A 21,782-nucleotide genomic window follows, 5' to 3' on the forward strand; every position below is an offset into this window, starting at 1 on the left:
CGCACGCGGTCAGCGCACGTCGATCGCACCGCACGACCCGCGTTTTTCCGTCCTGCTCCCGCCGCATCAGCCGAACGAATCGTGAAGGCGCTTCATCTCCTTCTCGAGCCACTCGATCAGGTTGAACGACGCATGCGCGTGCGCGGCCGGCGGGATCATCATCTTCTCCTCGGTCGCGATGTGTTCGGTGAGGGATTCGCACATCAACCGCCCAAGTTCGGGTTTCCTCGCGATCAGTGGCGACAGGTCGCGGCTGCTCAACTGATAGGCCGTCACGGCGGTCACCGCGTAGACACTCGCATGAAGTTGCGTGCCGGCCAGCACGACGGACTGGCCGATCGCGTCGCCAGGCGCCATCCGCCTGACCTCCCTGTCGCCGGTCGCGCCCGGCACGAACACCGACGCGACACCAGCCCCGACGATCGTCAGCAGGCGCGTATCGGAATTCGACGCGTAGATCACCTCCCCTTTGTGGAATACGCGTGACGCCAGCGCATCGGCCAGCACGGCCAGATCTTCGTCGCCGAGTTGCCTGAAGAGTTCGACCGCGCGCAGCAGTCGTTGACCGCGCGAAACCGGTCGGTGCGCCGCGGCCGTCCCGCCAAGCGGGCGCAACGCGATGTCCGCGGCGGCCAGATGCCGGTGGGCCAGATCGTAGAGCCGGTTACGCACCGCCACCTTTTTTTGCAGCGCGTCGACGTAACAGACGAGTTCGTATTCGACGGAGTTGGTCCTGAACGCCTTGACGACCGAGACCGGCGCGGGACTGGCCAGCACGTCCAGCGAACTGGCGGCAGCCCGGTCGAGCGCATCGACGACGATGGCCGGGCGCACTTCCGGATCGATCTCGATCGTCAGTGTCACACCGTGTACGCTCGCGGGTTCGCTCAGGTTGACGATCGTCGCCTTCGCCGCCGTGCTGTTCGGCACGACGACCAGGTTGCCGAGGCTGTTGATCATCTTGGTCGCGCGCCAGTTGCTTTCGACAATCCGCCCTTCCAGCTCGCCGATGGCCACCGTATCGCCGAGGCGAAACGGTTGGGTGGTATTCAGGACGAGGCCCGAGAACACGTCGTTCAGCGTGTTCTGGACGGCCAGGCCCAGGATCACGGCCACGGCGCCCGAGGTCGCGACCAGGCCGCTCAGCGGCAGGCCCAGTACGTAGCCCAGCGCGGCCACCGCGGCCGCACCGAAGACGGCGCCTGCGGCGATGTCATGAAACAGCCGCTGGTTGCGCCACGCGCGCGGCAGCAGCAGATGGTCGAGCATCAGGCTGAACACCAGCGCGCACTGTAGCCACCAGGCGACACCGATCGCCTGGATCGCAAGCCGATCGAACCGATCGGGCGACGGGGGAACCGCGAGCGGGCTCACGCCGGTGGCGAACAGCACATAGGTCAACGCGGCGAACGACGCACAGCGCCAGATCGCTTTCGTCGTCGAACGGCCGGGCCCGAGCAATCGCCATGCAACGAGGTCGGCAACAACGATCGGTGCGCCGTAAGCGACGGTGACGGACAAGTTCAGCATGCTGGAATGGACTGCGTGCGCGCTTCGCGACTGGCATGGAACCCGCGCGATCGCATGGCTCGCGCTACCCGATCCGGCGAGCAGCCGCCGGCAGCGAATCGTGGCGTGAAAGGCAGGACTGGACAGGTTTCATGCGGTAGTCGTTCGATGACGCGCGAAGTCGCCGCGGCAACGCACGTGCCGACGGCCGCCCCACGCTGGCATTCAATGGCGTCGCGACATCGATGATCGGCCGTGCGAGCCGGTATGCTGCCCGCACGCCGGCGAATCGCCGACGGTCTCCGTGCATGCAATGTAGACGCACCGACCGGCCAGGTCCTGTGTTCAGGCTGAAACGTTCTGAATTTGCCAGCAGCGCGCGCCGTTACGGTTCGCGCGGCGGCAGCTCGGCCTCGCCCGCCTCGAACCCGAGCGCGTGCACTTCGGACCAGGCGTCGTGTATGACCCACGTCGGCCCCGAGGTATGGGCGAACGCGGCGGCATAGCCGGCAAACAGACGAACGCGCGCATCTTCGCGCGCCCGCGTCTCGCCCATATTCCGCATTGCATCGAGCGCCGCACGCGCCCGTTCGCGACATTCGTCCAGCAGCGACAGGTCGAAAAGGCACGGGACCGCGACAGCCGCCAGCGCGATGCCGACCTCCGCATCGCCGTTCGGCGAAAACGCCCAGTCGAGCGCCGCGCGCAGATTGCCGAGTTCGCGCCGGATCACGTCGAGCCGCGATTCGGACCGCGCCCCGTCGTCGCCATCGGGCGCAAGCCTGAACAACGTATGGAAGTAGTTCGCATGCGCAAGTGCCGCCGCCGCGCGTTCGCCGTTGTTCTCGAGTTGCTGCAGCGCATAGGCGCGCGTCGTGGTCAACAGCCGGTAGCGCGGCGGGCCGTGCGCGCTCTCGAGGCTCAGGAGCGACTTCGAGACGAGGCCGGCAATCGTATCGAGCAGGTCCGCATCGGCCAACCCCTTCGTTACGACGATCTCCCGCACCGCGTCGATCGAGAAACTGTCGCGGAACACGCCGAGCCACCGCAACAGCAGGCGCTCCGCATCGCCGAGCAAGCGGTAGCTCCAGTCGTACATCGCCTGCAGCGTCTGATGACGCGGCAGCGCCGTACGAAAACCGCCGGTCAGCAACCTGAAATGGTCGTCGAGATGCGCGGCCAGCAAATCGATGCCGAGCACGGCCGCTCGCGCCGCCGCCAGCTCAATGGCGAGCGGGAGACCGTCGAGCCGCCGGCACACCGATGCCATCAGCGCCACACTGCGTTCGTCGAGCGGAAAGCGAGGGTCGGCGGCACGCGCGCGCGCCGAGAACAGTTGCACCGCGCTTGCGCTCAGGATCTCCGCATCATCGGCGCCTTCGCCGGGGACATCGAGCGGTGGAATCGGGCACAGCCGCTCGCCCTGGATACGCAGCGCCTCACGGCTGGTCGCGAGGACGCACAATTCGGCATCCGACTCGGTCAGTGCAGTCGCGATCCGCGCGGCGTCGTCGAGCAGATGTTCGCAATTGTCGAGCACCAGCAACATCCGGCGGTGCGCCACGCTGGCCAGCACCGCCTCGAGCGTCAGCGATCCGGCCGGCTGCACGATGCCGAACGCACCCGCCAGAGCGTCGGGCACGAATCGCGGACACGCCACCGTGGCAAGCGACACGAACGCGGCGCCATCCGGAAAACTCGCCTCGGCCCGCATGGCCGCTTCGAGCGCGACCCGCGTCTTGCCGATGCCGCCCGCACCGACCAGCGTCACGACGCGCGCGGTGTCGAGCGCCGCGAGCACATCGGCAACGGTCTGCTCGCGGCCGACGAGTGCGGTCGGCGCGGCCGTCAGCCGCGACGTCGCGGGACGCACCGGCGCCGCGCCTTCGATCTGGCCGCCGACCAGCCGATAGCCGCGCCCCGGCACCGTGACGATCAGGTTCCGGTCGTCAGCCAGTGCCTTGCGCAACGCGGCAATATGCACCTGCAGGTTGTTTTCCTCCACGATCGTGTGCGGCCACACGCGCTGCATGATTTCGTCTTTCGATACCAATGCGCCGTTCGCCCGAATCAGGAGTTCGAGAATTTCGAATGCGCGACTGCCGATGCGCAGCAGTTTGCCGTTCGAGCGAATTTCACGTCTGTCGAGAAAAACGTGAAGTGTTCCAATCCGAATCATGGGAATTCTTAATCGATTGCATTCATCGATGCCCTGTCAGAAATGACACCGGTTTGACGCCATGCTACGGCATTTGCCTCACGAAATGATTCAAATTATCAGAACAGAAAGAGCAAATTTTTTGAATCGACGAAAACCACGATCGTCGCGACGTCTCCCGGGTACGCGCCGTGCCCCGCCCGGCACGGCACATCGCGGCATCCTGCATTTTCAATACGCGAAACAATCGTTCACCCGTGAACCTGTCTTGCAGGATAAAACGGCCGATTTTCTTGAACCGATTTCGTCGTCTCGTTAATTGAAATGGCGTTCGCATGGCTTGCGGCAAAAACCAGATAAAAGCGACGTGCAAAGCGCAGCGAAATCGATTCCGGGCGTGACGACCGGTCGGATTTTCCGTTCAGAACGATTCAGGCCGCGCTCAGGACATTCAGCGGCGCGGCGCGCGACGATGGTTCCACGGCGCCAGCGTCGAGCGACTGCCGTCACGCCGCGAGGAACACGACCATGGGCAACCGTATCGCCGGCATCCGGATTCCCGACGGCCCGATCGCACGGGAAGCCGCCGCGACCGTGCGCGCCAGCGAACCGGAACTGCTGTTCCGGCACGCGATGCGCGTGTTCGCGTTTGCATCGATCCTCGGGCTGCGTCGCGGCATCGCGTTCGACGCCGAGCTGCTGTACGTCGCTGCACTGTTCCATGACTTCGGACTGACGGAGCGCTACCGGCATTCGCGCCGGCGCTTCGAAATCGACGGCGCGAACGCCGCACACGCATTCCTCGGCGGATTCGGCGTCGCCGCCGAAGATGCGGCGGAGGTCTGGCGCGCGATCGCGCTGCACGCGACGTTCGGGATTCACCCGTACATGACGCCGTTGACGGCGTTGCTCGGCGCAGGCATCGAGACGGATCTCTTCGCGCGTCATTTCGACCAAGTGAGCCGGTCCGAACGCGACGAGATCGTGCACGCGTGGCCGCGCGGCCCCGGTTTCAAGGAGCTGTTCCTCGAGGCGCTCGCCGCGGGCACCGCGCATCGCCCTGCGACCGCGTTCGGCAACGTCTGCGCCGACGTGCTCGAGCGTTGCGACCCGGACTATCGTCGGACGAATTTCTGCGGCCTCGTGCTCGGGTCGAAATGGACGGAGTGAGCCGACCAGTCGATCGGGGCCCGCTCCGCCACGTCAACGTCGCCGCTGCAGCATCAAGCGCGGGCGAACGCCAGCAGTTCGTCGTTCAATCGTTGCGCGTGCGTCAGGTACAACGCATGCGGCCCGCCCTCGTAGACGCTCAGCGTCGCGTGCGGCACGCGCTTCGCCGTGACGGCGCCCGTGAGCGCGAGCGGCACCGTCTGGTCGTCGTCGCCGTGAATCACGAGCGTCGGCACGTCGAACTTGTCGAGATCCGCGCTGAAATCGGTTTCGGAAAACGCGCCGACACAATCGAGCGTCCCCTTCAAGCCTGCCTGCAGCGCCATGAAGGACGTCCAGTCGAGCGCGGCGCGCGAGATCGCCGAAGCGGCCCGGTTAGAACCGGTGAACAGCGGCCAGAACTGCTCGAAGAATGCCGCGCGATCGGCCACGATGCCCGCGCGGATACCGTCGAACACGGCCACGTCGACCCCGTCCGGATGGTCGTCGCGCCGCGCGACCAGCGGCGTCACCGATCCGATCAGGACGGCCTTCGCGATGTGCCGCGTGCCGTGCCGGCCGATGTAGCGGGCCACTTCGCCGCCGCCCATCGAAAAGCCGACGAGCGTCACGTCGCGCAGCCCGAGCGTCTCGATCAGCGTCGCGAGATCGTCCGCCAGCGTGTCGTAGTCGTAGCCCGTCCACGGCTGACCGGATCGACCAAAGCCGCGCCGGTCGTAGGCGATGCAGCGAAAACCGTTCGACGCGAGATGATGCATCTGGACGTCCCACATGTCCGCATTCAACGGCCAGCCGTGAATGAACACGACCGGGCGCCCTGCGCCCCAGTCCTTGTAGTGAATCGAAACGCCATCGCGTGTCGTGAACGTGCTCATACGGATTCCTCAGCGGTGAAAAAAAAGCGGCCGCCGGCCGTGGCCGACGGACAGGGCACACCGTTCCGGGTCATGAACGGGACAGCCTGACGATGAACCGGTCCAGTTCGGACGCGAGGATCACCTCCCGGTAGTTCGCGGGGCGCTTCGATCCGCGCCATTGCGGCTTGTAGATCGCATCGCCGGTACGAATCGTCATGCCGGTCAGCGAACAGCGCCCGAGGGTGCGGGACTTTGCGCTGATCCAGCGCTGCTCGTCATACCGGCAGCGCGTCGGATCGCTCCATGACACCAATACCGACGAATCGGTCTGCCGCTCGACGGCGATGATCGCGCAACGGCGGCGCACGCCACCGCTCGACGCGGGCGGCGCATCGTCACGATGGCGACGGCGCACGGCGTCCGGGTCGCGAAGATGCGACGGCGCACAGCGGCTCGCAGCCGGCGACGGATCGAGCAGCGTCATCACGTGCTCCCAGCGATTGAATGCATCCATGACTGCGTATCCAGGCAAGTGGCGAGGGCCGGATGTGTCGCACCCGCCCATATCGCGATCGTCATCCGCCGACGCGAACCGGCACCGACTCGCGACGGGATGACCTGATGCTGACGATAGCGGGCCGCCGCTGAAGAGTCTTGATGCCGGACTTAAATTTTCTGGCTGGTGCGTTCGCGCGGCGCGCATCGCGACCGGCTTCATGAAAATTCAGCGCGATTTCAGTACAGGCCGCATGGCCCCGGGATAGGCTCCTGTCGGCGTTCGTTCGCTGTCTTCGCGCGCCTGTCTGCCCGCGACCGCGAACGCACGCCGGCTGCCGGCCCGATTGCCGCATGCGGGCAGATCCGAACCATCCATCCAACGCGGCATCGTTCCACCGCACGTTCAAGGAGTCCCAATGCGTCCAGCAGACATCGACGCCGTTCACTCGGCGCGTCGCCGAGACATGCTGCTTGCCGGCGCGACCGCCGTTGCAGCCGCCGCGCTGCCGGCAGCAGCAGCAGCAGCCCCCAAACACGCCGCTTCCGCCCATCAAGGAGCCCATGCGATGAACACGATCACCACGAAAGACGGTACGCAGATTTACTTCAAGGACTGGGGCAGTGGCCGCCCGGTCGTCTTCTCGCACGGCTGGCCGCTGTGCGCCGACGCGTGGGATCCGCAGATGCTGTTCCTCGTGCAGCACGGTTACCGCGTAATCGCGCACGATCGCCGTGGCCACGGCCGCTCGAGCCAGCCGTCGCAAGGCAACGACATGGATACGTATGCCGACGATCTCGCGGCGCTGATGAATGCGCTCGACCTGCGCGAAGCCACGCTCGTCGGCCATTCCACCGGCGGCGGCGAAGTCGCGCACTACATCGGGCGCCACGGCACGAAGCGCGTGTCGAAGGCCGTGCTGATCGGCGCGGTGCCGCCGCAGATGGTGAAATCGGCATCCAATCCCGGCGGCCTGTCGATGGACGTATTCGACGGAATCCGCAAGAACGTCGCCGAGAACCGTTCGCAGTTCTACAAGGATCTCGCCGTGCCGTTCTTCGGCTTCAACCGTCCGGATGCCAAAGTGTCGCAAGGCACGATCGACGCGTTCTGGGCGCAGGGCATGATGGGCAGCGCCTATGGCCAGTACCTGTGCGTCAAGGAATTCTCCGAGGTCGACTACACCGAGGACCTGAAGAAAATCGACGTCCCGACGCTGATCCTGCACGGCGACGACGACCAGATCGTACCGATCGACGATTCGGCCCGCCTGTCCGCGAAGATCGTGAAGCACGCGGAGCTCAAGGTGATCCCCGGCGGATCGCACGGGATGTGCGTCGTCAACGCCGACCGGATCAATGCCGAACTGCTCGCGTTCCTGAAGGCGTAAGCGTCTCGGCACGGCGCGCCCGGCCGTCGCGCCGGCGCGCCCTTTAGTACGTTTCAGGATTTTTCAGGTCGTCGCCATTCCGTTGCGGCGTGCGCGATCGCTAAGATCGTCGATGCGGAATGTCCGCCGATCCGGCGTCGGGCGCTCACTGCGCACGCGCCGGCCTGAGCAGTATGCCGATCTTGAGCTTACCTAACGTTTTTTTGTGTTGAAGTCACTCGGCATGCTGCCGTTTCACCACACGACGCGCAAAGCGACGCTGACGCGCGTGGGTCAGGACGTGCCCGCTCAGACGCGCGCGCCGACCGGGCGCACGCCCAGCGCTTCGGCCTGCCGTACGAGATCCGGCAGCGTGCGGACCTGCATCTTCTTCATGACCTGGGCCCGATGCACTTTCACCGTGATTTCCTGGAGGCCGAGATTCGCCGCGATCTGCTTGTTCATCAGGCCCGCGACCACCTGGCCCATCACTTCGCGTTCACGCGGCGTCAACGACGCATAGGCACCGCGCACCGCGTCCAGCGCACGGTCGCGCGCGAGGCGCTCGCCGTCGCGGGCCAGCGCGTGGCCGACGGCATCGAGCATCGCATCGTCGTCGAACGGCTTCGTCAGGAAATCGAGCGCACCGCCCTTCATCGCCTTGACCGTCGTGGCCACATCGCCGTAACCCGTCATGAACAGGATCGGCACATTCAGGCCCGTCCGCACCGCTTCCTCCTGAACGGCCAGCCCGCTCTCGTCGGCAAGACGCACATCGAGGATCAGGCAGCTCGGCACGTCGGGCCGCTCGAATGCGAGAAACGCCCGCGACGACGCGAACGTCTCGACGCGAAATCCCGCCGAACGCAACAGCGCGCTCAACGCGCGCCGCAACGTTTCGTCGTCATCGACCACATAGACGATCGATGCGGAATCACCCGCGCGTTGCTTGCCGATCGACGTCATGTCCGGCCTGTTCGCCATTGCATTCCCTGTGTAGGCATCCGCTTCATTATCGAATGATAAACTAAGAAAACGCCGTACGGAACCGCCACGCCGCACGCGGCGCGGCCGGCCGACTGGCCGCCACTCACGCGGGCGGCGCGCCGGATGCGACCTGATCGATCAGGTTGATCATGTCGTCGGACGGAAACGGTTTGCGCAGGAACGCAACCGCGCCTTGCGCCAGCCCGCGACGGACCGATTCGTCGTCGCCATGCGCCGACATGAAGATGACCGGCAGCGTCACCTTGCGCTGAACCAGCGCAAGGTGGACGTCGAGACCGCTCATCCCCTTCATCTTCAGATCGACCAGCACGCAAGCCGCGTCGTCCAGCGAGCCGGCCGCAAGGAATTCCTCGCCCGACGCAAACAGCAGTGCGGTATGGCCAGCCGACTTCAGCAAGCTGGCAAGACTCTTACGGACCGACGCATCGTCATCGATGACGCAAACAATGGCCATGAAATGAGAACCTGAAAATTTTGTCAATCCACAACATCGCGACGCAGCGTGCGCCGCGTCGACAGGCGGCACCGCTGCGCGCCACGCCCGCACGACCGGTATGTCACGCCCACGGCCCTGCCGCCAGCAGCGGTTGCGCGGACGCTGCCGGCGTCGGCGGCAGCATCCGCGCAACCGCGCGTTCCTCGCCGACGAAGGACACGCATCGGGCATGGATGCGACTGGCTTCGCCCGACTCCGCCAGCTTCTCGAGCGCATACGCGCGCACGACCTCGAGCAGCGAATAGCACTTCGACAGCCCGGCCGAATGAACGACCAGCAGCGATTTCGACGCAAGACTGACCAGACAGTCGAGCACCCGGGCGGCGCCCAGTTCGTCGCAGGCTGCCAGCGCGCACGCCGCGTCGAGCCGGAACGCATCCGGAAACACCGCGAGGCGGCACAGCACGGTGCGCTCCGCATCGTCGAGCAGCCGATAGCCCCACTCGATCGTGGCCCTGAGGGTCTGCTGGCGCGGATGGGCTGTCCGCAGACCGCCGGACAACGACAGCACGGACTTGTCGAGATCGGCTGCCAACCCCTGGATCCCGAGCGACGCGACGCGGGCCGCGCCGAGTTCGAGCGCGAGCGGCAGGCCGCTCAGGCGCCGGCAGAGGGTCGCGATCGCGTCCAGCGTCTTCGCATCGGCGGGAAGGTCGGTGCCCATCGCACGCGAGCGTGCCAGAAACATGCGGACGGCGCCGCATGCGACGATCTCGCCTTCGCTCGCGCCGGCCGGCGGCACGGGCAGCGGCCCGACGCGATAGACGCGCTCGCCAGCGACACGCAGCGGTTCGCGGCTGGTCACGACGAGTATCGCGCCGGCATTCTCCGCCGTGATCGCTTCGCAGAGGTCCGCCAGCTTGTCGACATGCTGCTCGGCGTTGTCGAGCAACAGCATGACGCGCTGCCTGCCGATCGCGCGCACGACATCGGCAGGCCCTGCGGCCGGGCCGCCCGACAGGTCGAGCGCGTCCAGCACCGCGGACTCCAGCGTCGCGCCGCCCTGCCAGCCGGCGAGATCGATCCGGACCATCTCGATGCCGCGCACCGCCGACCAGGCCATGGCGACCTCCAGCGCGAGATGCGTCTTGCCGACACCGCCGGGGCCGACCAGCGTGACGAGCGCCTCACGCTCGAGCAGCGCGCGCAGTTCGGCCGCTTCCTGCTCGCGGCCGATCAGCGGACACTTGCGCGGTGCGGCGCCCGCCCGGGCGCCGCGCACCGGCTCGCTCCCGTCCGGCTGGCCGCTGGCGCCGGCCAGGTCGGCCGGCGGCGCGAGCCGGTATCCGCGGCCCGATTCGGTCCGTATCCACCCGTGTTTGCCGCCGAACAACTTGCGCAGCGTCGAGATGTGCACTTGGATGTTGTTCTCGACCACGATCGTGTTCGGCCACACGGCTTGCATGATCTCGTCCTTCGACACGAGCCTGCCGGCCGCCTTCACCAGCAGCTCGAGAATCTCGAATGCCCGGGCGCCGATATACCGGGGCTGCCCGTCGACGCAGACTTCGCGGCACTCAAGGGAAACCGTCAACCGCCCGAACGTATACATGATCCGCACTCGCTTATGCTGCTCCGCACCTTGCGCCGCCTCGCGAGACGACGCCCTCTGGTTCGCCCGCCCGGCTGCATCGATGCGTGTCGGAAGGCTTGTACCCATCGTATGGCGCGGCTCGCGCGCCGACCATTATCTATAGGTTTAGTCGGGTACCGGCCGGCCCGGTCGTCGGGAACGGCGCGGCGGGTGCTGCAGAGTTCGTCAGGCTGGCGGACAATGCGCCAGCCGCCGCCCGAACGTGCGCCATCCAGCCCGGCCGATTCCGTTTTACGAGCCGCTTTCCCCCTGCTCCACCCAGCCTGCCCCCCACCGTGAACCAACCCTTGCGCGACCCGAACGACACGAATCGAATGGATGCCGACTGGCTGGCGCGCGCCCGCCTGTCGAATGCAGTCCGCTCAGGGGACGTGCTGTGGTTCGACCTGACCGACGCCGCGACGGGGCGCGTGTGGTCCGCGTGCCAGACCGGGTGGGAATCCGACCAGCGCTGCCGGCAATTCGAGCACGTATACGCATTGAACGAAGTCCTGGAACCGGCGTGGGCGCTCATGCCGGTTGCACTGATCCGCGCCGCGGACGGCCCGGTGCTCGTCCATCCTCGCCTGGACGTGCGTGCGTTCGACACGCTGGCGGACGAGCGGCTGCCGCTCGACGTCTTGCTCGACACAGCGATCCATGCCGTGCGCACGCTCGGGGAGCTTCATCGGCGCGGCTGGCTGCACGGCGATCTGCAACCGGCCAGTTTCGTCGTCGCACCGGACGGCACGGTCATGCTTCGCTCGTTCGCCCATGCGCGGGACCGTGGGACGGAAAAAGCCGCAGCGAATACGATGCGCGCGGATTTCGCGGCCTACGCGGCGCCCGAAGTATCCGAAGGCGCACGCGTCGACGAGCGCTCCGACCTGTACGCGTTCGGCATCACGCTGTTCCGCCTGCTGACGGGTGCGATGCCTTACAAGGCCACGTCGACGTCCGAATGGGTCCACGCGCACGTCGCCATGCAGCCGTCGCCGGCCACGACCTTTCGCGACGACCTGCCTGCCATCCTGAGCGACCTGATCCTCAAGCTGATCGCCAAGGAACCCGCGGATCGCTACCCGTCCTGCGAAACGGTGCAGCACGATCTCGAACGTATCCTGCGCGACTGGCTGGCAGCAGGCCGCGTCGAGCCGTTCGCGCTCGGCGGCAGCGATCCGCTGGCCGGTTTGCACGCGCCCGACCGGCTGGTCGGCCGTGAAGCCGAATCCCGCCGGCTCGAGGAGGTGCTGGCAGCCGTATCGCGAACCGGCGCGACCGCCATCGTGCTGATCGACGGGCCGGCCGGCGTCGGCAAGACCGCGCTGGCGGAGAACTTCATGCGCCATGCGCGAGCGGCGTCGCGCACGGCCTGGTGCACGTCGGCGAAGGTCGATCAGTTCCAGCCCGCACGGCCCTACGCGCCCGTGCTGCAGGCATTGCGCACGCTGTTCGGCAGCGCGCTGGCCAGGCGCAACGACGAAATCGCGGCGATCGCCGCACGGCTGCGCGACTGCTTGGGAAGTCAGGCCAATCTCCTATCCGCCATCTTTCCGGAAATTGCGTGGCTGCTCGATGTCGAGCCCGTCGCATTCGACCATACCGGTGCGATTCCGGAATTTCATCTATGCCAGATCGTCGTGAATGCCTTCCGTGCGTTCGCGGCGCCGGCCGAACCGCTTGTCATGGTGCTGGACGACATCCAGTGGGCCGACGACGCGACGCTCGCGTTTCTCGCGGCGGTCGCGGTCGATCCGCCGGCCAATTTCTGCATCGTGGCCGGTTATCGAAGCGGGCCGCAGCACGACCACCCGCCGGCGTTCCGCCGCTTCCTGCCGCAGCTCGACGCCACGCGCCTGTCGGCGCTTACGCTGACGCCGCTCGACGCACCCGACGTTACGCGCATGCTGGCCGGCCTGCTCGGGGAGGCGCCGGCCCGGCTGTCCGGGCTCGGCGACATCGTTCACCGCAGGACGGGTGGCAATCCGTTCTACATCCAGCAGTTGCTGCGCACGCTGATCGACGAGCGGCTCCTTGACTACGACCCGATGCGGCAAACGTGGCAGTGGCATTCGTCAGACATCGACGCGCACCACCTGACCGAGAATGTCGTGAGCCTGCTCGCGATCCGGATGCAGCGGCTGCCGCATGAATCGAGAACGCTGCTGTCGCTGCTGGCTTGTATCGGCACCGATGCCGACGACGCGCTGTTGTGCGCCGCCGCCGGCAAGACGTGGGCCGAACTCCGCTTCTGGCTGGACCCCGCGCGCCAGGCGGGCCTCGTGTCGCTCTCCGGAAACCGCTGGCGCTTCGTTCACGACCGCATCCTCGAGGCCGTCCACGTGCTCGCCGGGCGGGCGGAGCGCGCGCAGTGCCACGCCCGGATCGCCGCCGCGATGCTCGTGCGCGCGGACCCGCAGTCGACCGAATCGCTGCTGGAACTTGCCGCCCAGATCGAGCACGCGAAAACCGCGCCACTCGACGGCGCGCTCGCGCTCGCGTTCGCGGATGCCCTGATCGCGGCCGCGGAGGCGGCAGCCACGGCCGCCGCGCGCGATCGCGCGTTGTCGTTTCTCGTGTCCGCGCAATCGCTGCTCGGCCCGCACGCATGGTCGCAACACTACGGTCTCGCGAGCCGGATCGGCATCCTGCGCAGCGGCCTGCTGCTCGCGATCGGCGAAACCGCGCAGGCATCCGACGCGATCGACGCGCTCATGGCGCGGGCGCGCACGCCGGCCGATCTCGCCGAGGCCCACCGGCTGAAGGCCGCGCAGCTCACGGTGGAGTCGCGCTACCGACAGGCCGTCGACGTCGCGCTGGCCGGGCTGGCGCTGCTCGGCGTGCAACTGCCCGCCGAGCCGGTCGAGGCCGATCTCGCGGCGGCTTGCGACGCCGTGCGCGATGCGCTCGATGGCCGCGCCATCCGCGAACTGGCCGACCTGCCCGTCATGACCGACACGCGCGTCGAAGCGACGATGGCGCTGCTGACCGCACTCGAAGCCGCAATGTTCTATCCGAGCGGCGGGCTGATGTTGCTGCATTTCGCGACGATGGTCCGGCTGACCCTGCGCCACGGCGTCACCGCCGCGTCGGTGCAGGGGCTCGCGTGGTACGGCGTCAGCATTGCCGAGCATCACGACGCGTATGAAGACGGCCTCGAATTCGCGAAGGTCGCGCTCGCGCTGGTCAATCGCCACGGCTTCGAGCGCTACCGCTCCGCGACGCTGGTCGCGCTCGACCAGGTGAGTGTCTGGACCCAGCCGCTGTCGTACGCACTCGACCGCGCGCGCGATGCGAAAGCGGCGGGCAATGCGAGCGCCGAGCTGCGCTGGATGTGCTATAGCTGCAACCACATCGTCAGCAACCTGCTCTCGATGGGCGAAGCGCTGCCGGCGATCCGCGACGAGATCGATCCGCTGCTGCAGATCGCGCGCGGCGCGCGTTACGACGACATCGTCGACCTCGTGTCCACCCAGTCGGAATTCGTCGACGCGCTGCAACTCGGCTACGACCGGCCGGTCGGCACCTGGCGTGCTCGTGCGTCGACGAAGACGCCGATGTCGGTCCTGCAGTTCTGGACCGACGTGCTCGCCGGCCAGGCGGCCTTCATCTTCGGCGACGCAGACGCGGCGCATGCGTCGCTCGATGCAGCCGCCTCGAGCGCGTGGTCGACGCCCGCGCACATCATGCTGTCCGACTTCCACCTGTTCGGCGTGCTGGCCGGCATCGCGAGCGACCGCGGCATCACGTCGCCCGATCGGCTGCTCGAGCGATATGCGCCGCAACGCGCCCGCTTCGCCGCCTGGAGCGAACGCAATCCGGCGACGTTCCGCAACAAGCTCGCACTGATCGACGCCGAATTCGCGCGCGTGCGCGGCGAACATATGGTCGCGATGCAGCAGTACGATATCTCGGCCAGCCTCGCGGCGGAACGCGGTTTCGTGCACGAACAGGCGCTCGCGCACGAACTGGCCGCGCGTCACGCCACGTCGCACGGGCTCACCGGCCCCGCACGCCATCAGTTGCGGCTCGCCCATGCGTGCTACCGGCGCTGGGGCGCGGCCGGCAAGACGCAGGCGATGGAAGCGCAACACCCGTTCCTCGTGATGGAGCCGTCACCGGGCGGCCCGGCCATGCCCGCGCGCGAAGATCTCGATTTCGCGCTCGCGATGCGCGCGGCCCACTCCCTGTCCGAGGAAATCGTGCTGGAGCGCCTGATCCAGACGCTGATGCGCAACATGATCGTGTATGCCGGCGCGGGCTACGGCCTGCTGCTGCTCGCCCGGCACGACCGGCTGACGATCGAGGCAGCCGCGCGGACCGTCGGCAGCGACGTGATCGTCGATATTGCCCGCAGCGAACCCACCGAGCTGAATGTTCCGCTGTCGATCCTGAACACCGTCGCCCGGACCCGCAAGCCGGTCGTGCTCGCGAACGCGCAGCGCGAAGGCGTTCCCGACCACGTCGACAGCCTGCGCGCACACCCGACGCGCTCGCTGTTCTGCCTGCCGCTGTTGAAGCAGGGTGCGCTGATCGGCGTGCTGTATCTCGAGAATGCGCTGAGCAACGGCGTGTTTTCGCCGCGGCGCATCGCGATGCTGGAAGTACTCGCGCCGCAGGCGGCCAATGCGCTGGAATCCGCCCGGCTTTACGCGGAACTGATCGACGAGAACACACGCCGGCTCGAGACCGAGGCCGCGCTGCGGCATGCACGGACCGAGCTCGCGCGCACCGCGCACATGACGGTGATGGGCGAACTGGCCGCGTCGATCGCGCACGAGATCAATCAGCCGCTGACGAGCATCGTGTCGAGCGTCGGCGCCTGCATGCGCTGGCTGCGCGGCATGCAACCCGATCTCGGCGAAGCGCTCGCGAGCCTCGAAGACATCCGTGCGTCCGGCGTGCGTGCGGCCGACATCGTCCGCGCGTTGCGATCGCTCGCACGCCAGGCACCGCCCGCGCTGGCGCCGCTCGCGATCGACGACCTGATTCGCGACATGCTGCATCTCACCGCGACCGAAATCGACGCGAAGCAGGTCGCGCTGTGCGTCGACCTGCATTGCAACGGCATCCGCGTGATGGCGGATCGCACCCAGATCCAGCAGGTGATCCTGAACCTGGTCACCAACGCGCTCGACGCGATGGACGGACTGGCCACGTCGCGCGAACTCGAAATCGCGTCGCAGGTCGGCGACGGCTACGCGGTCGTCTGCATTGCCGACCGCGGCGCCGGCATCGATGCCGACATCGCGAACCAGATCTTCGATCCGTTCTTCACGACGAAATCGCACGGCATGGGGATGGGCCTGGCGATCTGCCGCTCGATCGTCGAAGCGCATGGCGGCACGCTCGAAGCCGCACCACGCGAAACGAGCGGGACCGTCCTGACGTTCCGGCTGCCGGTGTCGACGACGCGCTGACGCATGGGGCGAGCGCGCGGCGGAATCCGCGTCTCGCCGCGGCTCAGGTGCCGCTCGGCCGACGCGCGTCTTCGCCCAGGAACCGGTGCACGAACGTTACGGCCATCGCCCCTTCACCGACCGCCGACGCCACCCGCTTGACCGAACCCGACCGGACGTCGCCCGCCGCGAACGACCCGGGCACGCTCGTTTCCAGATAGTAGGGTCGGCGCTCGAGCGGCCACACACGCTCGAATGCCGGGCAGTCGTACAGATCGCTGCCCGTCACCAGATAACCACCCGGATTGCGAATGATGTTCGTGTCGCGGGCCCATTCGGTGTTCGGCGCGCCGCCGATGCAGACGAACAAGTGCGTGGCCGGCAGTACGTCGCGCGCGCCGTCCTCCGAGCGCAGCACGATCGCTTCGAGCCGGCCGTCGCCATGCAGCGCGTCGACGGTCGAGCCGTACCGGACCGTCACGTTGGGCGCGCGCTCGATCCGGTCGACCAGGTAGCGCGACAGCGTCGCCGCCAGCGACGCGCCCCTGACGATCATCGTGACTTCGCGCGCGTGCCGCGCGAAGTTCATTGCGGCCTGACCCGCCGAATTGCCGCCGCCGACGATGAACACGTGCTTGCCTTCGCACATCGGCGCTTCGCTCGACCCCGCGCCATAGAACAGGCCGGCGTTGAGAAACTTCTGTTCGTCGGGCAGGTCGAGACTACGGTATTCGATCCCGGTCGCGCAGATGTTCGAGCGCGCGGTCAGGATCGAGCCGTCGGCCAGGTCGACGCGAATCTTTCCGTCGACGAACGTCGCGTGCACGCCCTCGCGCATCATCAGCAGCTCGACGCCAAACTTCACGGCTTGCTGGCGCGCCCGTTCGGCCAGCTCGGCGCCCGGAACGCCCTCCGGAAACCCCATGTAATTCTCGATCAGCGAACTCGTTCCCGCCTGCCCGCCGATGGCATCGCGTTCGATCACGACGGCCCGCAGCCCCTCCGACGCCGCGTAGACGGCTGCCGACAGGCCGGCCGGACCCGCACCATAAATCGATACGTCGTACTCGACGAAGCGCGGCCGGGCGACCCAGCCGAGCTTGGCGGCAATCTCCGGCAGCGTCGGCTGGTAAATGCACGAACCGTCCGGAAAGACGACAACCGGCAGCCGGATGTCGCGCAGCGGCGCGATACCCAGCTCGCGCACGCAATCGGTGTCGGACGTCAGCTCGCACCATTCGTACTCGACCACGCCGCGCTTCAGGAAGTCGCGGATTGCGTAGGCCTCCTTGCTGTTTGGCAAACCGATTACCTTGACATGCTGCGACTGAGTCATGAGCGCCTCCCGGTGACCGCCATGTCGGATCTCGCCCGGATCTCGCGCCGGCCGCACGTGTGACTGTACGTCCTCCCTGCCCTCCGGGCCGACACGCTTAATAAGAATTAAGCGTCCGCTCGCGACACGACCGTCCACAATGAACCGTATCCAACGCTTGCAGTTTCGCGCCGGCCGCGCTGCGAGCAATCTCCGGCGCCGGCATCGGAGCGGAAGATGGTCACAACCTGCACCCATCTCGGGGAAGCGCGCATTCTGACGACCGACAAGGACTACTGCGAGGAATGCGTGAAGTCCGGCAGCCAGTGGGTGCATTTGCGCCTGTGCCTGACATGCGGGCACGTCGGCTGTTGCGACTCGTCACCGAATCGCCACGCCAGCCGGCACTTTCACGAAACCAGCCACCCGCTGGCGCGGTCGATCGAACCGGGCGAGCACTGGGTCTGGTGTTATGCGGACGACGTCATGGCCGGCGAAATCGCGTCTTAACGCACCACGCATCGGCATCCGGCACCATTTCGGACTGCGGGTTAACACGGTTCGATCGCGGCTTCTTTTCGCCGATTTTTTCGACTATTATTTATCGAACGATAACTTATCTATCGATAAACAAGAGGTTCCTCATGCCTGTATCCAGACTCGCGCACTACTCGATCCGCACGCTCGATCTCGAGAAATCGTGCCGCTTCTATGAACGTGTGCTCGGCTTCAAACGCGGCTATCGCCCGCCGTTCGACTTTCCTGGCGCGTGGCTCTACAAGGGCGGCGACGAAGCCGACTACGGAACGGTCCACATCATCGGTGTCGATCCGGCCAACCCGGACGGGCTCGCGGCCTATCTCGGCGACAAGGACCTGCCCGCAGCGGGCACCGGAACCGTCGACCACATCGCGTTCCTCGCGACCGGCGTCGGAGCCATGTGGCACACGCTGCGCACCGAAAACATCGCGTGGCGCGACCGCACAGTGCCGAGCCTCGGTCTGCACCAGGTCTTCATCGAAGATCCGTCCGGCGTGACGATCGAGCTTAATTTCCCTGCCGCCGAGGTCGCCGGCCTGGCACTCCCTGACGCAGCCGCATCGGCCGGCGTCCCCCACGGAGACTGACATGAACAACAGCACTTCGACGAACCGCAAGGCCGCCATCATCGGCGGCTCGCTGGGCGGACTGTTCGCCGCGAATCTCCTGCTGCGCAACGGCTGGGACGTGGACGTATTCGAACGGGTACCCGAGGCGCTCTCGGGCCGCGGCGCCGGCATCGTCACGCACCCGGAACTGTTCGACGTGATGCTCGCCGCGGGCGTGCGCCTCGACGAATCGATCGGCGTGAATGTCGAATCGCGCATCACGCTGGCCAGGGACGGCACCGTGGAGTCGGAACGCAGGCTGCCACAGACGCTCACCGCGTGGAGCAAGATGTACCACGTGCTGCGCGCAGCCCTGCCCGACCAGCATTACCACTCAGGTGCTGTCGTCACCGATGTCGCGGACGGACCGGATCGCGCATCGGTCACACTGTCCGACGGCTCGGTCGTGCACGCCGATCTGGTCATCGCGGCCGACGGATTCCGCTCGGCGATCCGCGAACGGTTCCTGCCGGACGCGCAGCTTCAATATGCGGGCTATGTCGCCTGGCGCGGGCTGGTTGACGAAGCCAGCCTGTCGGACGCGACCCACGCGACGCTGTTCGGAAATTTTGCGTTCGGCCTGCCGCCGCACGAGCAGATCCTCGGCTATCCGGTCGCCGGCCAGGGCAACAGCACGAAGCCGGGCGAGCGTCGCTACAACTACGTGTGGTATCGCGCGACCCGCGAAGATACCGACCTGCCCAACCTGCTGACCGACGAGACCGGCAAGCTGTGGGCGGGCGGCATTCCACCGACGCTGATCCGGCGCGACGTCCTCGACGACATGGAAGACGCCGCCCACGCGCTGCTTGCACCTCAATTCGCCGAGATCGTGACGCGCGCGACGCAACCGCTGTTCCAGCCGATTTACGACCTCGAAGTACCGAACATGGCGTTCGGCCGGATCGCGCTGCTCGGCGACGCCGCGTTCGTCGCGCGACCGCATTGCGGGATGGGCGTCACGAAAGCCGCCGGCGATGCGCTCGCGCTCGTCACGGCACTCGCCACGCGCTCCGACACGCTCGACGCACTGTGCGAATACAGCGAAACGCGCACGGCATTCGGTGCCGCGATCGTGCAGCACGCGCGCCATCTCGGCGCCTACATGCAGGCGCAACTGAAAAACGACACCGAGCGCGAAATGGCCGAGCGCTATCGAACGCCGGAAGTCGTGATGCGGGAGACCGCCGTACCGCCGCATTTCTGAGCGCGGGCGGGCGCCGCGTGCGAGACGCGCGGCGCCCGCTGCCCGGCCCCGCATACCCAAACCAGAAGGAGACACCATGAACCATCCGATTCCGGCTGCCGCCGGCACCGCGCCCGACCTGGGCGCGCCGGCGCAGGCCATCCATCCGCTGCTGCGCGATGCCCGCTTTCGCGCACTGGTCAGGCGCAGACGGCTGTTCGCCTGGTCCCTGACGCTCATCATGCTCACCCTCTATTTCGCGTTCATCCTCACGCTGGCGTTTTCGCCGACGCTGCTCGGACAGCCGATCGTGCAGGGCCGGCCTACCCCGTGGGGCATCCCGGTCGGTTTCGGCATGTTCGTCGTCACGTTCGCGCTGGTCGCGCTTTACGTCTATCAGGCCAATTCAGTGCACGACACGATCGTCGCGTCCATTCGTCATGGAGGCGGTCAATGAAACGCCTGCTCCTCGCATCGATTGCCACCGTCGTGTCGGCACCGGCGTTCGCGGCCGGCTCCGCGGCGCTGGCGCACGGGCACAATCCGGTCGCGATCGGCATGTTCCTGTTGTTCGTCGCTTCGACGCTCTTCATCACGCGCTGGGCCGCGCGCAAGAACAACAGCGTGGCCGACCACTACGCCGCAGGCGGCAAGATCACCGCGATCCAGAACGGCTGGGCGATCGCCGGCGACTACATGTCGGCGGCGTCGCTGCTCGGCATCTCCGCGCTGGTGTTCACGAGCGGCTACGACGGCCTGATCTATTCGGTGGGCTTTCTCGCGAGCTGGCCGATCATCCTGTTCCTGATCGCCGAGCCGCTGCGCAACCTCGGCAAGTACACGCTTGCCGACGTCGTGTCCTATCGCCTCCGGCAACGGCCGATCCGCGCGTTCGCGGCATCGAGTTCGATCGTCATCGTGCTGTTGTATCTCGTGTCGCAGATGGTCGGCGCGGGCAAGCTTGTCGAACTGCTGTTCGGCCTGAACTACACGGTCGCGGTGCTGGTCGTCGGCGTGCTGATGGTCGTCTACGTGTTCTTCGGCGGGATGCTCGCGACGACCTGGATCCAGATCATCAAGGCCGTGCTGCTGCTCGCCGGCGCGGCCTTCATGGCGATCATGGTGCTGAGCCGTTTCGGATTCAGCCTCGACGCGCTGTTCGCGCAGGCAATTCTCGTCCATCCGAAACACGCGGCGATCATGCGCCCCGGCGGCCTGGTATCCGATCCGGTCTCGGCCGTGTCGCTCGGCCTCGCGCTGATCTTCGGCACGGCGGGCCTGCCGCACATCCTGATGCGGTTTTTCACGGTCGGCGATGTCAAGGCAGCCCGCAAGAGCATCCTCTATGCGACCGGCATCGTCGGCGTCGGCTATGTGTTGATCATCATCATCGGCTTCGGCACCATCGCGCTCGTTGCGTCTGACCCGCAATATCACGACGCGTCCGGCGCCATCGCGGGCGGCGTGAACATGGTGGCGATTCACCTCGCGCATGCCGTCGGCGGCAACGTGTTCCTCGGCTTCATCTGCGCGGTCGCATTCTCGACCATCCTGGCCGTGGTCGCCGGGCTGACACTCGCGGGTTCCTCGGCGATCTCGCACGACCTCTATGCGAACGTGCTGCGTCGCGGGCGCGCGTCCGATCACGAGGAAATGCGCGTAGCCCGCGGGACGACCCTGGTGCTCGGTGTGCTCGCGATCCTGCTCGGCATCGCGTTCGAAAAACAGAACATTGCGTTCATCGTCAGTCTCACGTTTTCGATCGCGGCGAGTTCGAACTTTCCCGTGCTGCTGCTCTCGATCTACTGGCGCGGCCTGACGACGCGCGGCGCGGTCCTGGGCGGCCTGCTCGGGCTCGCCACTGCCGTTACGCTCACCGTGCTGAGCCCGACTGTCTGGGTCCAGGTGCTCGGTCATGCGCACGCGGTCTACCCGTACGAATATCCGGCACTGTTCTCGATGGCGGCGGCGTTCCTCGGCGTCGTCCTGTTCTCCGTCACCGATCGCTCGGCCGGTGCGCAACGAGAGCGCGAGCAGTTCGATACGCAGCTCGTCGCCTGCGAAATGGGCATGACGCAACGCGGTTGAGCCGCGCGCC

The 21,782-nt window shown here is 66.8% G+C and carries 16 protein-coding genes; 8 read left to right on the forward strand and 8 right to left on the reverse strand.

The window, feature by feature from the left end; genetic code table 11:
• Positions 1-66: 66 nt before the first annotated feature.
• Positions 67-1,530 (reverse strand): mechanosensitive ion channel family protein, encoded by a 1,464-nt coding sequence (locus tag CUJ89_RS36090; RefSeq protein WP_114182196.1) that lies wholly within the window; start codon positions 1,528-1,530, stop codon positions 67-69.
• 364 nt (positions 1,531-1,894) lie between these two features.
• Positions 1,895-3,688, reverse strand: coding sequence for a winged helix-turn-helix domain-containing protein (locus tag CUJ89_RS36095; protein ID WP_114182197.1), 1,794 nt, complete (start codon positions 3,686-3,688; stop codon positions 1,895-1,897).
• A 507-nt stretch (positions 3,689-4,195) separates the two neighbouring features.
• On the opposite strand from CUJ89_RS36095, the gene CUJ89_RS36100 reads away from it, so the two are divergent.
• The gene (locus tag CUJ89_RS36100; RefSeq protein ID WP_114182198.1) at positions 4,196-4,837 is read left to right on the forward strand and encodes an HD domain-containing protein; all 642 of its coding nucleotides are present in this window, start codon (positions 4,196-4,198) and stop codon (positions 4,835-4,837) included.
• Between the two features lie 53 nt (positions 4,838-4,890).
• Here CUJ89_RS36100 and CUJ89_RS36105 read toward each other — a convergent pair whose 3' ends face one another.
• Both CUJ89_RS36105 and CUJ89_RS36110 read right to left on the reverse strand, forming a co-directional pair.
• Positions 4,891-5,712, reverse strand: coding sequence for an alpha/beta fold hydrolase (locus CUJ89_RS36105; RefSeq protein ID WP_114182199.1), 822 nt, complete (start codon positions 5,710-5,712; stop codon positions 4,891-4,893).
• 70 nt (positions 5,713-5,782) lie between these two features.
• Positions 5,783-6,208 carry a DUF3331 domain-containing protein gene (locus tag CUJ89_RS36110; protein WP_114182200.1) on the reverse strand — a complete coding sequence of 142 codons (426 nt, stop codon included), beginning with the start codon at positions 6,206-6,208 and terminating at the stop codon, positions 5,783-5,785.
• Positions 6,209-6,758: 550 nt separating this feature from the next.
• Here CUJ89_RS36110 and CUJ89_RS36115 point away from each other — a divergent pair.
• Entirely contained in the window at positions 6,759-7,580 is an 822-nt protein-coding gene (locus CUJ89_RS36115; RefSeq protein WP_201752433.1) for an alpha/beta fold hydrolase, read from the forward strand.
• A 288-nt stretch (positions 7,581-7,868) separates the two neighbouring features.
• Here CUJ89_RS36115 and CUJ89_RS36120 read toward each other — a convergent pair whose 3' ends face one another.
• The 3 genes from CUJ89_RS36120 to CUJ89_RS36130 all read right to left on the reverse strand — a co-directional run bounded on the left by CUJ89_RS36120 (position 7,869) and on the right by CUJ89_RS36130 (position 10,615).
• On the reverse strand, positions 7,869-8,543 hold the full coding sequence (locus CUJ89_RS36120) for a response regulator transcription factor (protein ID WP_114182202.1): 675 nt from the start codon (positions 8,541-8,543) through the stop codon (positions 7,869-7,871).
• A gap of 106 nt (positions 8,544-8,649) precedes the next feature.
• Positions 8,650-9,093: a response regulator transcription factor gene (locus tag CUJ89_RS36125; protein WP_236655105.1), complete on the reverse strand. Its 444-nt coding sequence runs from the start codon at positions 9,091-9,093 to the stop codon at positions 8,650-8,652.
• 31 nt (positions 9,094-9,124) lie between these two features.
• Entirely contained in the window at positions 9,125-10,615 is a 1,491-nt protein-coding gene (locus CUJ89_RS36130; RefSeq protein ID WP_161556591.1) for a winged helix-turn-helix domain-containing protein, read from the reverse strand.
• 86 nt (positions 10,616-10,701) lie between these two features.
• Between CUJ89_RS36130 and CUJ89_RS36135 the strand changes: the two genes are divergently transcribed.
• Positions 10,702-16,056 carry an ATP-binding sensor histidine kinase gene (locus CUJ89_RS36135; RefSeq protein WP_152036699.1) on the forward strand — a complete coding sequence of 1,785 codons (5,355 nt, stop codon included), beginning with the start codon at positions 10,702-10,704 and terminating at the stop codon, positions 16,054-16,056.
• A gap of 43 nt (positions 16,057-16,099) precedes the next feature.
• On the opposite strand, the gene CUJ89_RS36140 is transcribed toward CUJ89_RS36135, so the two are convergent.
• Positions 16,100-17,371, reverse strand: a complete 1,272-nt coding sequence (locus tag CUJ89_RS36140) for an NAD(P)/FAD-dependent oxidoreductase (protein WP_114182206.1) — start codon at positions 17,369-17,371, stop codon at positions 16,100-16,102.
• Between the two features lie 216 nt (positions 17,372-17,587).
• Here CUJ89_RS36140 and CUJ89_RS36145 point away from each other — a divergent pair, with 216 nt between their 5' ends.
• From CUJ89_RS36145 to actP, 5 genes are all read left to right on the forward strand, one after another.
• Complete coding sequence (locus CUJ89_RS36145) at positions 17,588-17,860, forward strand: ubiquitin carboxyl-terminal hydrolase 14 (RefSeq protein WP_114182207.1); 273 nt, start codon at positions 17,588-17,590, stop codon at positions 17,858-17,860.
• A 134-nt stretch (positions 17,861-17,994) separates the two neighbouring features.
• A complete protein-coding gene (locus CUJ89_RS36150) occupies positions 17,995-18,477 on the forward strand; it encodes a VOC family protein (RefSeq protein WP_114182208.1) in 483 nt (160 codons plus the stop codon).
• Position 18,478: 1 nt separating this feature from the next.
• The gene (locus CUJ89_RS36155) at positions 18,479-19,705 is read left to right on the forward strand and encodes an FAD binding domain-containing protein (RefSeq protein WP_114182209.1); all 1,227 of its coding nucleotides are present in this window, start codon (positions 18,479-18,481) and stop codon (positions 19,703-19,705) included.
• 76 nt (positions 19,706-19,781) lie between these two features.
• A complete protein-coding gene (locus CUJ89_RS36160) occupies positions 19,782-20,141 on the forward strand; it encodes a DUF485 domain-containing protein (protein ID WP_114182210.1) in 360 nt (119 codons plus the stop codon).
• On the forward strand, positions 20,138-21,772 hold the full coding sequence (gene actP, locus CUJ89_RS36165; protein WP_114182211.1) for a cation/acetate symporter ActP: 1,635 nt from the start codon (positions 20,138-20,140) through the stop codon (positions 21,770-21,772). The genes CUJ89_RS36160 and actP overlap by 4 nt, the downstream gene beginning before the upstream one ends.
• Positions 21,773-21,782 lie beyond the last annotated feature (10 nt).

The organism is Burkholderia pyrrocinia, assembly GCF_003330765.1.
Taxonomy (GTDB): domain Bacteria; phylum Pseudomonadota; class Gammaproteobacteria; order Burkholderiales; family Burkholderiaceae; genus Burkholderia; species Burkholderia pyrrocinia_B.

Bases quoted from the DNA above. Each gene is read 5' to 3' on its own strand.
- CUJ89_RS36090 (WP_114182196.1), bottom strand. From the start codon at position 1,530: ATGCTGAACTTGTCCGTCACCGTCGCTTACGGCGCACCGATCGTTGTT.
- CUJ89_RS36095 (WP_114182197.1), bottom strand. From the start codon at position 3,688: ATGATTCGGATTGGAACACTTCACGTTTTTCTCGACAGACGTGAAATT.
- CUJ89_RS36100 (WP_114182198.1), top strand. From the start codon at position 4,196: ATGGGCAACCGTATCGCCGGCATCCGGATTCCCGACGGCCCGATCGCA.
- CUJ89_RS36105 (WP_114182199.1), bottom strand. From the start codon at position 5,712: ATGAGCACGTTCACGACACGCGATGGCGTTTCGATTCACTACAAGGAC.
- CUJ89_RS36110 (WP_114182200.1), bottom strand. From the start codon at position 6,208: ATGGATGCATTCAATCGCTGGGAGCACGTGATGACGCTGCTCGATCCG.
- CUJ89_RS36115 (WP_201752433.1), top strand. From the start codon at position 6,759: ATGAACACGATCACCACGAAAGACGGTACGCAGATTTACTTCAAGGAC.
- CUJ89_RS36120 (WP_114182202.1), bottom strand. From the start codon at position 8,543: ATGGCGAACAGGCCGGACATGACGTCGATCGGCAAGCAACGCGCGGGT.
- CUJ89_RS36130 (WP_161556591.1), bottom strand. From the start codon at position 10,615: ATGTATACGTTCGGGCGGTTGACGGTTTCCCTTGAGTGCCGCGAAGTC.
- CUJ89_RS36140 (WP_114182206.1), bottom strand. From the start codon at position 17,371: ATGACTCAGTCGCAGCATGTCAAGGTAATCGGTTTGCCAAACAGCAAG.
- CUJ89_RS36145 (WP_114182207.1), top strand. From the start codon at position 17,588: ATGGTCACAACCTGCACCCATCTCGGGGAAGCGCGCATTCTGACGACC.
- CUJ89_RS36150 (WP_114182208.1), top strand. From the start codon at position 17,995: ATGCCTGTATCCAGACTCGCGCACTACTCGATCCGCACGCTCGATCTC.
- CUJ89_RS36155 (WP_114182209.1), top strand. From the start codon at position 18,479: ATGAACAACAGCACTTCGACGAACCGCAAGGCCGCCATCATCGGCGGC.
- CUJ89_RS36160 (WP_114182210.1), top strand. From the start codon at position 19,782: ATGAACCATCCGATTCCGGCTGCCGCCGGCACCGCGCCCGACCTGGGC.
- actP (WP_114182211.1), top strand. From the start codon at position 20,138: ATGAAACGCCTGCTCCTCGCATCGATTGCCACCGTCGTGTCGGCACCG.